The organism is Streptomyces sp. NPDC054849 (genome assembly GCF_053610945.1).
The window spans coordinates 38,882-52,323 of record NZ_JBSGZI010000031.1 but is presented as its reverse complement, the minus strand read 5'-3'; the positions used below and the strand labels follow the sequence as shown (position 1 = coordinate 52,323).

General features: G+C 73.5%; 7 protein-coding genes. 2 read left to right on the top strand and 5 right to left on the bottom strand.

Translation table 11 applies throughout. The features are described 5' to 3' along the window. The first annotated feature begins 91 nt into the window (after window positions 1-91). Window positions 92-1,084 carry a GlxA family transcriptional regulator gene (locus tag ACWGIF_RS16430; protein ID WP_453497260.1) on the top strand — a complete coding sequence of 331 codons (993 nt, stop codon included), beginning with the start codon at window positions 92-94 and terminating at the stop codon, window positions 1,082-1,084. A gap of 218 nt (window positions 1,085-1,302) precedes the next feature. Then, entirely contained in the window at window positions 1,303-2,268 is a 966-nt protein-coding gene (locus tag ACWGIF_RS16425) for a serine/threonine-protein kinase (RefSeq protein ID WP_453497257.1), read from the top strand. Window positions 2,269-2,284: 16 nt separating this feature from the next. Here ACWGIF_RS16425 and ACWGIF_RS16420 read toward each other — a convergent pair whose 3' ends face one another. The 5 genes from ACWGIF_RS16420 to ACWGIF_RS16400 all read right to left on the bottom strand — a co-directional run bounded on the left by ACWGIF_RS16420 (window position 2,285) and on the right by ACWGIF_RS16400 (window position 13,202). Continuing rightward, a complete protein-coding gene (locus tag ACWGIF_RS16420) occupies window positions 2,285-2,515 on the bottom strand; it encodes a response regulator transcription factor (protein ID WP_453497254.1) in 231 nt (76 codons plus the stop codon). Window positions 2,516-2,697: 182 nt separating this feature from the next. Further along, window positions 2,698-5,151 (bottom strand): SpoIIE family protein phosphatase, encoded by a 2,454-nt coding sequence (locus ACWGIF_RS16415; RefSeq protein ID WP_453497252.1) that lies wholly within the window; start codon window positions 5,149-5,151, stop codon window positions 2,698-2,700. A gap of 125 nt (window positions 5,152-5,276) precedes the next feature. After that, window positions 5,277-5,978, bottom strand: coding sequence for a 4'-phosphopantetheinyl transferase family protein (locus tag ACWGIF_RS16410; protein ID WP_453497249.1), 702 nt, complete (start codon window positions 5,976-5,978; stop codon window positions 5,277-5,279). A gap of 10 nt (window positions 5,979-5,988) precedes the next feature. Beyond that, window positions 5,989-10,854, bottom strand: coding sequence for an aminotransferase class I/II-fold pyridoxal phosphate-dependent enzyme (locus ACWGIF_RS16405; RefSeq protein ID WP_453497246.1), 4,866 nt, complete (start codon window positions 10,852-10,854; stop codon window positions 5,989-5,991). Between the two features lie 86 nt (window positions 10,855-10,940). Then, the gene (locus tag ACWGIF_RS16400) at window positions 10,941-13,202 is read right to left on the bottom strand and encodes an MMPL family transporter (protein WP_453497243.1); all 2,262 of its coding nucleotides are present in this window, start codon (window positions 13,200-13,202) and stop codon (window positions 10,941-10,943) included. Between the last annotated feature and the right edge of the window lie 240 nt (window positions 13,203-13,442).

The window sequence follows — 13,442 nt, the reverse complement described above, 5'->3', positions numbered from 1 at the left end:
CGGTCGTGGCCGGCCGGCCCTCCGGGGAGCCCCGGGCCCGCTTCCTGTCACGAACCTTGGGGTACACGTCCGTCCGGCATAGGGTCGCCCCATGGGGGAACGGCTCATGCTCGTGGTGGGGTACGCGTCGGCCGAGCTGCTGGACATCGCGTGTGTGACGACGGCCCTGCAGATGGCGAACCGGATCGGGGACCTCGCCCGGCCCTACCGCATCCGGCTGGCCGGACCGGGCGGCGCACCGATCGACTGCGGCGGGGGGATCCTCCTGGTCAGCCAGGAACCCCTGGAACGGGTGAAGGGTCCCCTGGACACGCTCGTGGTCTCCGGTGGCGTCGGCTTCGAGCGCGCCGCGCAGGACGCGCGGCTGGTGGGACACGTGCGGCGGCTCGCACGGGAGAGCCGGAGGGTGACCTCCCTGTGCACCGGGGCCGCCGTCCTCGCCGCGGCGGGCCTCCTCGACGGCCGCCGCGCCACCACGCACTGGCGGTTCGCGTCCCGGATCGCGGCCCGCCATCCCGCCGTCACCGTGGATCCGGACCCCCTCTACATCCGGGACGGGAACGTCTACACGGCGGCGGGCATCACCAGCGCGATCGACCTGACGCTCGCCCTCATCGAGGAGGACCACGGCCCGGAGCTGGCCCGCCAGGTCGCCCGCGACTTGGTCGTCTATGTCCAAAGGCCGGGAAATCAGGCACAGATGAGCCTGTTCACCGCCGCGCCGCCGCCTCGCGACGACGTGGTCCGCCGGCTGGTGGAGTACATCGCCGAGCACCCGGACCACGACCTGTCGGCAGGGGCGCTGGCGGCCCGCGCGGGGGTCACCCCACGCCATCTGAACCGCCTGTTCCTGGAGCACCTGGGGCTGCCTCCCGGGCGGTACGTCCGGCGGGCCCGGACCGAGGCCGCCGCCCACCTGCTGGCCTCGACGACGCTCCCCCTGCCCGGCGTGGCCGCCCGCTGCGGCTTCGGTTCGGCCGAGACGCTCCGGCAGGTCTTCACCGCCCGGTACGGGATCCCGCCCGCCCGCTACCGCTCCGCGCACCGGTCGGCCCCCGGCGACGGACGCCCGAAGGCGCTTTAGAGGTGTCCCGGCGGGAACAGGACGTCGTCCGGCCCGGCCTGGTGCGGGCCTCGCCGTGCCGCTCGAGTCCGTGCCCCCTTGAACGGGCACGCGTGTGGATCACTGGATAGACTTCCAGGTAGGGACAGAGCGGCCGGTCGCGTGAGACTTCGCGTCCGGGCCGACACCGCCGCGTCGAGTGGCGCGACCGTTGAGCATTGTCGTCCGAGGGGCGCCTCATGGGCTCGGCATCGAACCTGAGCGTGTACGCGGGCCGGCCCTCGGGCCTGATCGGGAAGCAGATCGCGGGCTACCGGGTCGAGCGCATGATCGGACGCGGTGGCATGGCAGTCGTCTACTGCGCGAAGGACCTGCGCCTGGACCGTACGGTCGCACTGAAGCTGATCGCCCCGGAACGCGCCCGCGACGACACCTTCCGGCGCCGCTTCACGCACGAATCGCGAGTGGCCGCCTCGATCGACCACCCGCACATCGTGCCGATCTTCGAAGCAGGCGAGACGGACGGGGTCCTCTACATCGCCATGCGCTACGTCTCCGGTCTGGACCTGCGGGCCCTGCTGGACCGGGAGGGCCAGCTCCCCGTCGCGACCGCCCTGCGCATCGCCGCCCAGGTGGCGTCCGCACTCGACGCGGCCCATGCGCACGACTTGGTGCACCGCGACGTCAAACCCGGCAACATCCTCGTCGCCGCCGGCACCGACAGCGACCACCCCGAGCACATCTACCTCACGGACTTCGGACTGACGAAGAAGGCCCTGGCGCTCACCGGGTTCACCACGGACGGCGAGTTCGTCGGCACGCTGGACTACATGGCGCCGGAACAGATCTCCGGCCGGCCGGTCGACGGCAGGTGTGATCTCTACAGCCTCGCGTGCGTCGTGTACGAAACCCTGGCCGGCGGTCCGCCCTTCGTGCGTGAAGAGGACGCGGCGCTCTTGTGGGCGCACCAATACGACCAGCCGCCTCCCCTGAGCGAGAGGCGGCCGGGGATCGTTCCCGCCGTCGACGACGTTCTGGGGAAGGCTCTGGCGAAGGTGCCCGAGGACCGTTACGACTCCTGCCTGCAGTTCGTGGCGGCCCTGCGCGCCGCCACGGGCAGCGGCGGCGGCAAGCGCATGGCTCCGCCGCCGGAGCCTCCGGCCTGGGCCCAGGCGGTCTTCCGCGGCCTGCCCGGGGCCCCGTAGAGCAACCCGTTGCGGCTCACAGTCCCAGGGTGACGGCCAGCCGGGTCAGTTCCGCCGTGGTGTTGATGCCCAGCTTGGCCCGGATACGGCGGAGATAGGCGTCGACCGTGTGCTTGGAGAGCCCCATCTGGCGGGCCGTCTGCAGGTAGGTGCAGCCTGCGGCGATGTGCCGCAGTGCCTCCCGCTCGCGCGGGGCCAGGGTGGGGGCGGGGGCTTCGACGTGCGGCGTGGCGAGTGCGAGGCTCATGATTTCCTCCGACGGATCGGCTGGATCATCACTGCTCACGCCCTCGGAAGCAGGGGACTTTTGCCTGAATGTCGGTGTTTGTCCCTACTGAAAAGCGTGCTCCCGCCACTTCATGGCCGTGTCCCCCGACTGTCACAGGCGTGTCACACGGCACCCGTACGGTCGTCGGAACCCGACGGTCGTCAGAACCCGACGAGGGACTGCTCGGCCCAGATGGTCTTGCCGATGGGGGCGTGCCGGGTGCCCCAGCGCTGGGCGAGCTGGGCCACCAGCAGCAGGCCGCGCCCTCCCTCGTCGAAGGTCCGGGCCCGCCGCATGTGCGGGGCTGTACTGCTCGCGTCGGAGACTTCGCAGATCAGGGTGCTGTTCTCGTGGATCAGCCGCAGCTGGATGGGTGGCTCGCCGTAGCGGATGGCATTGGTGACCAGTTCGCTGACCAGGAGCTCGGTGACGAAGGCGGCCTCGTCGAGTCCCCAGGCCGTCAGCTGGTCGGTGGTGTACCGGCGGGCGTGGCTCACGACGGAGGGGTCGGAATTCAAGTCCCAGACGACGACCTGGTCGGAATGCAGGGCCCGGGTCCGGGCGACGAGCAGGGCGACGTCGTCCTCGGGAGGGTGGGTCAGCAGTGCGGTGAGCACCCGGTCGCAGACCGTGTCCAGGGTGGAGGCGGGACGGACGAGGGCCGCGAACATGCTGTCCAGGGCCTCGTCGATGTCGTGTTCGCGTGGCTGGAGCAGGCCATCGGTGTACAGGGCGAGGACGCTGCCCTCGGGAAGCTCGACCTCGACGGTCTCGAAGGGCAGGCCCCCCAGGCCCAGCGGCGGGCCCGCCGGGACGTCGAGCAGGTACACCGAGCCTTCCGGGGAGACGACGGCGGGCGGCGGGTGGCCGGCCCGGGCGACGGTGCAGCAGCGGGTGACCGGGTCGTAGACCACGTACAGGCACGTGGTGCCGATGCCGCCCGCGGCTTCCCCGGCGGCTCCCTGATCGGCCTCGTCGGCGGACAGGTGGATGATGAGGTCGTCGAGGTGCGTGAGCAGCTCGTCGGGCGGGAGGTCGACATCGGCCAGGGTGCGGACCGCCGTGCGCAGCCGGCCCATGGTGGCGGTCGCACGGATGCCGTGCCCGACGACGTCGCCCACGACCAGGGCCACCCGTGCGCCGGACAACGGGATCACGTCGAACCAGTCGCCGCCCACGCCGGCCGCACCACCGGCGGGCAGGTAGCGGGAGGCGATGTCGAGTGCCGACTGGACGGGCAGCGTGTGCGGGAGCAGGCTGCGCTGCAGCGTCATGGTGCTGGTGTGCTCCCGGCTGGACCGGCGCGCGGTGTGGATGCTGACGGCGGCCTTGGTCGTGAGCTCCTCGGCCAGCCACAGGTCCTCCGGATGGAAGGGCTCCCGGCGCTGGTGACGGCTGAAGACGACCACGCCGTGCGTGGTATTCCCGGCACGCATCGGCACCACCATGATCGAGTGAGTGCCGTACTCGCTGATCCAGGAGGCCCCGGGATCCTGGCCGACCCATCGGGCGAGGGCCGGGTCGTTGGTCCCGTACACGCCGCCCCGGCCCGCGGCCAGACACTCGACGGGTGGTGACCCGGGCGGATAGGACGTCGTCTGCCCGACCGCGACCCGGGACTCGGGGCTTCCTTCGAGGATCGAGCGCACGGCGGCACGGCGCATGGCGACCGGTCCCGTCAACGGGCCGGGGGACGGCTCGTCGGCGCGCGGCGGAGGCTCCAGCAGGTCGACGACGGCGAAGTCGGCGAGCTGGGGGACGGCTGCGGCGAGAAGCTCCTGCGCGGTGAGCGTGCTGTCCTGAGTCGTGCCGATGCGGGCGTTGGTGACGTCCGGCAGGAGCATCCGCTGAAGACCCTCTTCGGGCCCGGGCCCGGTCCCGGTCTCGGTCCTGTCGTGCGTGCTCAGGTACACGGCGCGCACCCGGCCGTCCGGATCACGCAACGGTGCCAGCGAGGTCGCCCCGCCGTGCTCCGTGCCCCCGCCCGGGGGGTGGACGAAGGAATCGACGGACTGCGGCTCACCGGTCTCCAGCACCAGCCGCATCTTCCGCTCGGTCTCGTCGCTCACGGGATCCGGCGCGATCTCCGTGAGACGCAGCCCGCGCATCTCGGTCTCCGAGAGGGAGAGCGTTCCCTCCATGCCCGCATTCGCCCGCACGAGCCGCAGATCCGCATCGAAGATCGCCAGCGAGCAGGGGGACTGGGTGAACGCCCAGTCCTTCACGGGTTCGTCCCACGGAGAGCGGAGCCCGACCCCCACGGCGGACACCACGAACCACTTGGCGGTCCCGCCGGTGGACGTCCAGCGGTGCGCGAGCAGGGCCAGCTCCACCCGCCGCCCGTCCCGGTGCCGCAGCGCCACCGTGCCGCTCCACCGGTGCTGGCCGGGCGGGATCCGCCGGGCCGCATCGGTGGCGCCGTCGGCGAGCAGGTGGGCGGCGGGCAGCCCCACGACCTCGGCGGGCACGTAGCCGAGCAGCCGGCCGGCTTCCTCACTCCACTCGGTCACGATGCCCTGCTCGCTGATGGTGGCCGTGGCCGTGTAGGCCGGCCCAGGGGAGGCGTTCGTCTCCTCCTCCGGCCGCTCACCAGGAGAGGTGGGAAGTTGCTCCATCGCCGCTCATCTCGCCCTCGCTAGTTCCTTTGCCGCATCCCGCGGCAACCCGCACGGCCAGGGGCTCCACTGACAAGCATGATCCGGCCGGGCAAGGAGCACCAACGCAGTGCCGCCGCAGGGGCTCAGCCGGCCGGACCCGGGGAGAGGGCCGCCGGGCCCACCGGGCCGTCCGGCGGCGTGGCCGGATGCGCGAGGACGAGGGCGAGGACCACACCGTCCGCCCGCCACACCATCGCGCGGCGCCGTCCACCGAGTACGGGCGGCCGCAGGCCCAGGATCGCGATCCGGCGCGGAGCGTCCCCGAAGACGCTGCTCCGGTCGGCCTTGACCGCGGCTTCCTTGAGCGCCCAGGCACCCACCAGGGCATCGGGCCGGTCCGCGCCGACGAGGGCGAGTTCCTCGGGGGAGAGGGCGTGGCCCCCGACACGGAGTACCGCGGCGGCCGAGACGGTCTCGCACAGGTCCACCCCGACCGGTTCCGGTGCGAGGGCTGCGGCGATGTGGTGGGCCGTGTGGCTGATGGAGACGTGCACGGCGGGCCTGGGGCTGCCCGCGACGACGACGCAGGGGCTGCCGTCGTCGCGCGGGAGGATCTCCACGTCGTGCGCCGGCGCGGCGACCGCGTCGCAGACCAGGCGCTTGGCGAGCAGCCGGCCGGCCGCCCACTCGGCCTGCCGCCAGGCCGGCAGCGCGTGGACCACCCGCCGTTCGGCCGGTGAGAGGGACGGCGCCCGGCGGAGGTCGGTGCGCCGGGCCACGATGAGGGCGGCTCCGCCCCATCGGTGGACCGGGCCCGGCGCGAGCGGACGGAAGACGGTGTCCATGGCGGCGGGCTCAGGCGGCGCGCGCCATGTCCCGATGCCGCAGCCGATGCTCCAGCGCGATCACGGTGCGACGGATCTGGTCGGGCGTGTGGCTGCAGGTGATGAAGAAGCGCAGCCGCGCCAGCTCCTCGGGTACGGCCGGGTAGAGGATGGGATTGACGCTGATGCCCTCGTCGAACAGGGCCTCCGCGAGCCGCAGGGTCTTCAGCGAGTCCCCGACGATGCACGGGACGATCGGCGTGTCGTGGCTCTCCCCGATGTCGATGCCGGCATCACGCGCGAGGCGGACGAACAGTGCGGCGTTCTCCGACAGCAGGTCCACACGCTCCGGCTCGGCACGCAGCAGGCGCAGGGCCGTCAGGGACGCGGCGGTGTCGGCAGGGGTCATGCCGGCGCTGTAGACGAAGCCCGGCACGGTGTAGCGCAGGTACTCCACGACCGCCCGGCCGCCGGCGACGTAGCCGCCGCAGCTCGCCAGCGCCTTGGACAGCGTGCCCGACCACAGGTCGACCTCCCCGCGGTCGATGCCGTGGTACTCGCCGATGCCACGCCCCGTCGCGCCGATCGTTCCGATGCTGTGCGCCTCGTCGATCATCAGCAGCGCACCGTGCCGCCGCTTGACCTGGACGAGGGCGGGCAGGTCGGCGATGTCGCCGTCCATGCTGTACACGCCCTCGATGACGACCAGCACACGCCGGTATTGGTGGCGGACCTGCCCGAGGACGGCGTCGAGGGCGGCTGCGTCGTTGTGCGGGAACGGCCGCCGGGTCGCCCCGGAGAGCTTGCATCCCTGCAGGATGCTGTCGTGGGCGAGGGAGTCGTGGACGACCAGGTCCCCCGGTCCTACGAGGTGCCCGATCACGGTGACGTTGGTGGCGTGCCCGTTGGCCAGGGTGATCGCGGCCTCGCAGCCGAGCAGGTCGGCGAGTTCCGTCTCCAGGTCCAGGTGCAGCGGTCGGCTGCCGGACAGCAGCCGGCTGGCGGACACCGAGGTGCCGCAGCGATCGATGGCCGCCTTGGCCGCCTCGTTCACCCGGGGGTGCGTCGCCATGCCCAGATAGTTGTAGCTGGAGAAGGAGAGGAGCTCGCGGCCGTCGACGACGGTGGTGTCCGTCATACCGCCCTCGTGGACGAGGAAGTACGGATTGGGCAGCCCCGTCCCGGTGAGCGCGGCGAGGCGCTCGCCGTGGGCGGCGACTTCCGGGAAGCACTCGATCCGCGTGTGCTCTTCGGGCAGCGGGGCGGCGGCGGAGTCGTCCGGGGCATCCGACAGGTCCGACAGGTTCAACAGGTCCGGCGCGTCCGGCTGGGACCGGTCCGCGGGCGGCTCGGCGGCAGCGGGGACCGTGGGCGGGACCGTGGGCGGGTCGGCGGGCGGCGGCGGTGGGGCGGCGTCGCCCCGGGCGGCGCGCTGTCCGGGGACGGCCGCCGGTGTGCCGTCCCCGGGGCCGTCGGCGGCGCAGCCCGCGATCATCGCGGCGATGCCTCCAACGGTCGGCCGGTCGGCGGCGCCCTCGTCGAACGTCCACTGCGGCCACTGCCGCGTGAGGGCTGTGAACAGGTCGGTCAGCATGAGCGAGTCGAACCCGAGGTCGTCGATCAGCAGATGGTCGCTGCGCAGATGACTCACCGGGAACGCACTGATCCGGGCCACATGCGCGAGCACGGCGTCGGCGATCCCGTCGGTGCCGCCGGCCGGCGAGGACTCCTCGTCGGCCGGTACCCGGGATGCGGGCGCGTCGGAGGGTGCGGCGGGCGGAGCCGGCGCACTGGTGGCGGCGGTGACCGTCGGGGCGGCCGGGGCGGCCGGGGCAGCCGGGGCGGGCTCCGGCGCGGGTCCGGCCGTCGACGGCGCAAGGTCCTGTGCGGCCGGATCGTGCGCGGGGTGCGCCTCGGTGAGGCGGATGAGCAGCGCCACCTGCTCCTGAACCAGGCGCACCAGCTGGAGCACTCTGTCCATCGGGTCGTTGGCCGGGGCATCCGCCGGGGCATCCGCCGGCGCATCCGCCGGGCCGTTCATCGACGGCTCCTCGCTCGCTGCCGCCCGGTCCCTCTCGGGGGAACGCCCGCTCGGTACCCAGTACGACTGGGTCGCGAGCTTCGCCACCGGCAGGTCCAGCATGCGGCGGTCCTCCCGGGGAACGAGGGCGCGCGGGTCGACCGGGGTGCCCAGGACCGCGAGGCGGGCCAGGGCCCGTACGAAGCCGCGTCCGCCGTCCGGTGCCTCCCCGCCCGCGGGGACGACGTGGACGTCGCCGTGGCCCGTGAGGTTGCGGCGGACCGAGGCGAGGAGCGAGCTGCCGCCGGTCACCTGGAGGAAGACGCGGGCCCCCTGGTCGTAGGCGGTGCGGACGGCGTCGTCGAAGTGGACCGGCGTCGACGCGTGCCGCGCCCACAGCTCGCGCAGGATCCCGGGGTCGGAGCAGACGGCCGCGTTCACGGACGACACGAACGGCAGGCCGGGAGCGCTGATGCGGCGGGCGGCGAGGTCCGCGCGCATGCTCTTCACGGTGGAGGCCAGCCGCGGCGTGTGGAAGGCGCCGGACACGTCGAGCGCCACCGTGACGATCCCGGCCTCGGCGCAGGCCTTCCGTGCGGCGGCGAGCCCGTGCGGCGTGCCGCTGACCACCACCTGACGCGGCTGGTTGAAGCAGGCGAGCCACACGCCCTCCATGCCGGCGATCAGACCGCGGCAGGTGTCCTGGTCGGTCTGCACGACGAGCATCCCGCCCCCGAGGGCGCTCTCGGCCCGACGGAGGGCCGCGCCCCGGTGGACCAGCAGCCGGACGGTGTCCTCGGCGGTGAGCGCTCCGGCCGCCGCGGCGGCGGCGAACTCTCCGACGCTGTGGCCGAGAGCCAGGTCGGGGGCGACGCCGCAGCGGTCGAGGAGGCGGGTGGCGGCGATCTGGACGGTTCCGAGCAGGGGCTGGCACACCTCGGTGGGGGTGAGGCCGCGACCGGGCTCCCCCTCGACGCCCAAGGCGTGCGCGGCCTCGCCGTACAACAGGTCTGCGAGGTCGAATCCGGTGTCACGCCGGGCCACGGCGCTGAGGGCGTCGACGTCCGTCCGGAAGCCGCTGAACCGCTCGTAGAGGTCATGCAGCATGCCCGGTCGCTGACTGCCCTGACCGGGGAAGAGGAAGGCGATGCGGCGCTGAGCCTCCCGCAGGGGGGCGTCGGCCGCGTAGGCACCGTCGCCGAGGTCGCCCCGGGCGCCGTCGGCGAGCTGCCGACGGGCGTGGCGCAGCCGCTGGGTGAACTCCTCCGTGTCGGCGGCCACGACCGCGAGCCGGGTGGTCAGCGGTTCCCGTGCGCCCAGGGTGTGGGCCAGGGCTGCGATCGGAGTGCCCGGGGCGCGGTCCAGCGTGTCCAGGAGGTCCTCGATGTGCTGGTCCAGCAGCTCGGCGTTGCCGGCCGAGAGCAGGACGAGCTGCGGCTCGGCGGATCCGGTGCCTTCGGTGTCTTCGGCGCGTGCCGGGATGCGGCCGGGGGCCGGTACGGGCTGCTCGGGCTGCTCCTCCAGCACCACATGGACGTTCGTGCCGCCGAACCCGAACGAGCTGACCGCGGCCCGCCGCGGGGCGCCCTCGCTCCGCCAGGGCCGCGCCGTGTCGGCGAAGCGCAGGCCGGCGGCGGAGATGGGCAGGTCCGGGTGGGGGGTGGTGCGCGGCTGCGGCACGATCGTGCGGTGGTGGACGACCAGGGCCGTCTTGATCAGTCCCGCGATGCCCGCCGCGGACAGGGAGTGCCCGATGAGGGCCTTGCCCGAGCCGAGGTAGCACAGAGAGGGGTCGTCGTCGGGGTACTCGGTGCGCAGTCGGCGCAGTGCCTCCACCTCGGCGCGGTCGCCCGCGGCGGTGCCGGTGCCGTGGGCCTCGAGGAAGCCCACGGAGGACGGGGCGACCCCCGCGTCGTCGTAGGCCCGGAGCATGGCGCGCAGCTGGCCCTCGGCGGTGGGGAGCAGAGGTCCGGGAGACGCTCCGTCGTTGGCCGAGCCGATGCCCCTGATCACTGCGTAGACGCGGTCGCCGTCGGCCAGGGCGTCGGAGAGCGGCCGTACGACGACGGCGCCGGCGCCCTCGCCGAGGACGAAGCCGTCGGCCGCCTCGTCGAAGGGGCGGCACACCCCGCCGGCGGACAGCGCGCGGAGCCTGGAGAAGCCGACCAGGCTGTCGGGCGTCAGGTTGAGGTAGACGCCGCCGACGACGGCGAGCCGGCAGGTCCCCTGGCGCAGATGCGCGATCGCCTGGTCGAGGGCGACCAGGGAGCCGGAGCAGGCGGCGTCAACGGCGAAGCTGGGGCCGCCGAGGCCGAACTGCCGGCTGACCGTTCCGGACGCCATGTTGAGGAGGCTCCCGGGCAGGGTGAAGGAATGGATGGTGCCCAGTCGCCCCGCCTGCTCCTTGACGGCGTCGAGGCCGCCGGGCAGGTCCGCCGCCGGTGACTTCTCCGCCAGGGCGATGGCACGGAGGGGGGCCGCCATGAGGTCCTTGTAGTCGGACACCGAGATTCCGAAGAAGACCCCGGTGTTCTCCCGGTCGAAGTCGCCGCGCCCCAGCCCCGCGTCGTCGAGGGCCTCGCGGGCGACGTCGAGCATCAGCCGGTGCTGCGGGTCCATGGACCGGGCCCGCGCGGGCGGCACCCCGTAGTGCAGGGCGTCGAAGCGGTCCACCCCGTCCAGGAAGGAGACCTGGTCGGTGTACGCGGCGTTGGCGGCCGAGCGGTCGCCGGGATCGTGGAAGAGCTCGTGGTTCCAGCGCTCGGCCGGGACGGCGGAGAACTGCCGTTCCCCGCTCATCAGGAGCTTCCAGTAGGCGCGGCTGTCGGGGGCGCCGGGGAAGCGGCAGCCGAGTCCGGTGATGGCGATGTCGGTCATGAGAGCTGTTCCTTCTCGGAGTGCCCCGGGCGGATACGACCGGGGCGGCGGGACGTGGGCGGAGGGGGCCGGGGCGGGCCTGGTGGTCAGCGGCGCGCGTGGGCGTGGGGGCGGACGGGCGTGCGGACGACGGTGCGGTTCGGGGGGCACCGGCCCGGCGGGCACCGCCGGGCCGGGACCGGGGGCGGACGGGACGCCCGGAGCGGCACCCTGCGCCTGAGCAGCCGCGGGGCCCACCAGTTCAGGCCGCCCGCCAGGCGCATGAGCGCCGGTACGAGGACGCCCCGTACGAGCGTGGCGTCGAGGAGGACGCCGAGGCCCGCGCCGATCCCGAAGAACTGCAGGAGGGAGACCTGGGAGGTGCCGAAGCTCAGGAGGGTGAACGCGAGCAGGGCCCCGGCGGTCGTGACGATGCCACCCGTGCGGGCGATGCCCGAGACGATCGAGTCGGCGTTGCCCTGCCCGGCCTCGTGGGCCTCCTTGATGCGCGCGAGGACGAACACCTCGTAGTCCACCGAGAGCCCGAAGACGATGCAGAACAGCAGCACCGGCATGGTCGTACTGAGCGGTCCGGGAGTGAAGTCGAGCAGCTCGTGCAGATGACCCGTCTGGAAGACCCACACCATGGCGCCGAGGACGGCCGCGAGGCTCAGGGCGTTCAAGGCGATCGCCTTCAGCGGCAGGAGCAGGCTGCGCGTGAAGCCGAGCAGCAGTACGAACGTGGTGAGGGTGATCAGCGCGAGCGCCGCCGGAATCCGGTCTCCCACCGTGTCCTTGGCGTCGACCAGTACCGCGCTGGGCCCCCCGACGAGCGCCTCGGCGCCCTCCGGAGCGGGAACGGCGCGGATGTCGTGCACGAGCTGCTGGGCGGCTTGCGACTGGGGGTCGACCAGCGGCACCACGGAGATCCGGGCCGGGCCGTCGCCGACGGGTCCCGTGACCTGGGCCACCTGCGGGAGCGCGGACAGCCGGCGGGCGTAGTCCTGCTGCGCGGACGGGGGCGCCGACCCCGTGACGACGACCGTGAGCGCGCTGGAGCCCTTCATGTCGAACGCACCGCGCACCAGGTCCCCTGTCTGACGGCTGGACGCGCTCACCGGCAGCGCCCGGTCGTCGGGGGTGGCGAAACCGGCGTGTGCGAACGGCGCGGCGAGGAGCACCAGCAGCCCGATCACCGGCAGCGCCGCCAGCAGCGGGCGGCGTACGACGACTCGCGCCAGCCCCTCCCAGAAGCGGGACGGGGAGCCGGCGTGGACCCGGCGGCGCCACGGCACGGCCCAGGCGTTCACCCGCCTCCCGAGCAGCGTGAGCAGGGCCGGCAGCACGGTCAGGGCGCTCACCGCCGCGATCGCCACCACGGCGATGCCCGCGTAGGCGAAGGAGCGCAGGAAGTACGGGGGGAACACCAGCAGCGTCGCGAGCGCGGCGCAGACCGTCGCGGCGCTGAAGACGATGGTGTGGCCCGCGGTGCGCACGGTCCGGATGGCGGCGTTGCGCGGCCTGTATCCGAGGGCGAGCTCCTCACGGAACCGCGAGACGATCAGCAGCCCGTAGTCGATGCCCAGCCCCAGGCCGAGCGCCGTGGTGAGGTTCAACGCGAACACGGACACATCGGTGACGGAGCCGAGAGCGCTCAGGACCAGCATCGTCCCCGCGACGGCCAGCACTCCGATGAGCAGGGGCAGAGCAGCGGCGACCACACTGCCGAACACGAAGACCAGCAGGATCAGGGTGCCCGGCAGGACGACGGACTCGGCCCGCAACAGGTCGGACTCGGAGACGTCCTGGAGCTCGGCGTCGACGAGCGCCGCCCCTCCCACGTGCACCGTCAGGGGCGAGGTGCCGGAACCCGTCGGCGCCGAGGTCTCGGAACCGGCTGGTGCCGAGGTCTCGGAACCGGTCGGGGCGGTCAGCTCCCGGCTCAGCTGCTTGACGCGAGCCCCGAGCTGTTCGCCCTCGCCGTCCACGTGCGCGACGAGCATGGCCGCGTGGCCGCCCCGGCTGCGCAGCTCCGCCGCGCCGCCGGTCCAGTACGAGGTCACGGCGCTGACATGCGGCTGCGCGGCGAGCCGTCCGGTCAGACCCTCGCCCGCGCTCCGGGCCGCCGGGTCGTCGACGGAGCCGCTGCGGGCCTGCGCGACGACGACCAGGTTGGGGGACGCCCCGGGGCCCCCGGCCGCCATGACGGCGGCCCGGCTGGACTCGGATCGCGGATCGTCGTATCCCTGCGTCTTCAGCCGGCCCGTCGCCTCCGCGCCGAACACGACGGACAGCAGGAGGAACACGAGCGCGCCGAGCAGGACGAGCCGGGGGCGACGGGTCACGAAGACCCCTGCGCGACGGGACACGGTTGCCTCCGATCCGGATGGCGTATGCGTCCTGCGGGGCGCAGGACGGTGGATTTCCACCGTGCCGGGAGGAGGGAGGAGGCCGTAGCCCCGGTTGTTCGTCACTTGACAGGGCGGGCGGCGCGGGATCCGGGGCGGCACAGCGGCGCTCCGGCCTCCTCCGGCCGAGGACGGCCCCGCTGGGCGAAGACGGCTCCCGCCGGGCGAAGACGGCCCCCGATGCCGCCCCGGGGCCGGTCC

Coding starts and splice junctions, on each gene's coding strand:
- ACWGIF_RS16430 (WP_453497260.1), top strand. CDS start 92: ATGGGGGAACGGCTCATGCTCGTGGTGGGGTACGCGTCGGCCGAGCTG.
- ACWGIF_RS16425 (WP_453497257.1), top strand. CDS start 1,303: ATGGGCTCGGCATCGAACCTGAGCGTGTACGCGGGCCGGCCCTCGGGC.
- ACWGIF_RS16420 (WP_453497254.1), bottom strand. CDS start 2,515: ATGAGCCTCGCACTCGCCACGCCGCACGTCGAAGCCCCCGCCCCCACC.
- ACWGIF_RS16415 (WP_453497252.1), bottom strand. CDS start 5,151: ATGGAGCAACTTCCCACCTCTCCTGGTGAGCGGCCGGAGGAGGAGACG.
- ACWGIF_RS16410 (WP_453497249.1), bottom strand. CDS start 5,978: ATGGACACCGTCTTCCGTCCGCTCGCGCCGGGCCCGGTCCACCGATGG.
- ACWGIF_RS16405 (WP_453497246.1), bottom strand. CDS start 10,854: ATGACCGACATCGCCATCACCGGACTCGGCTGCCGCTTCCCCGGCGCC.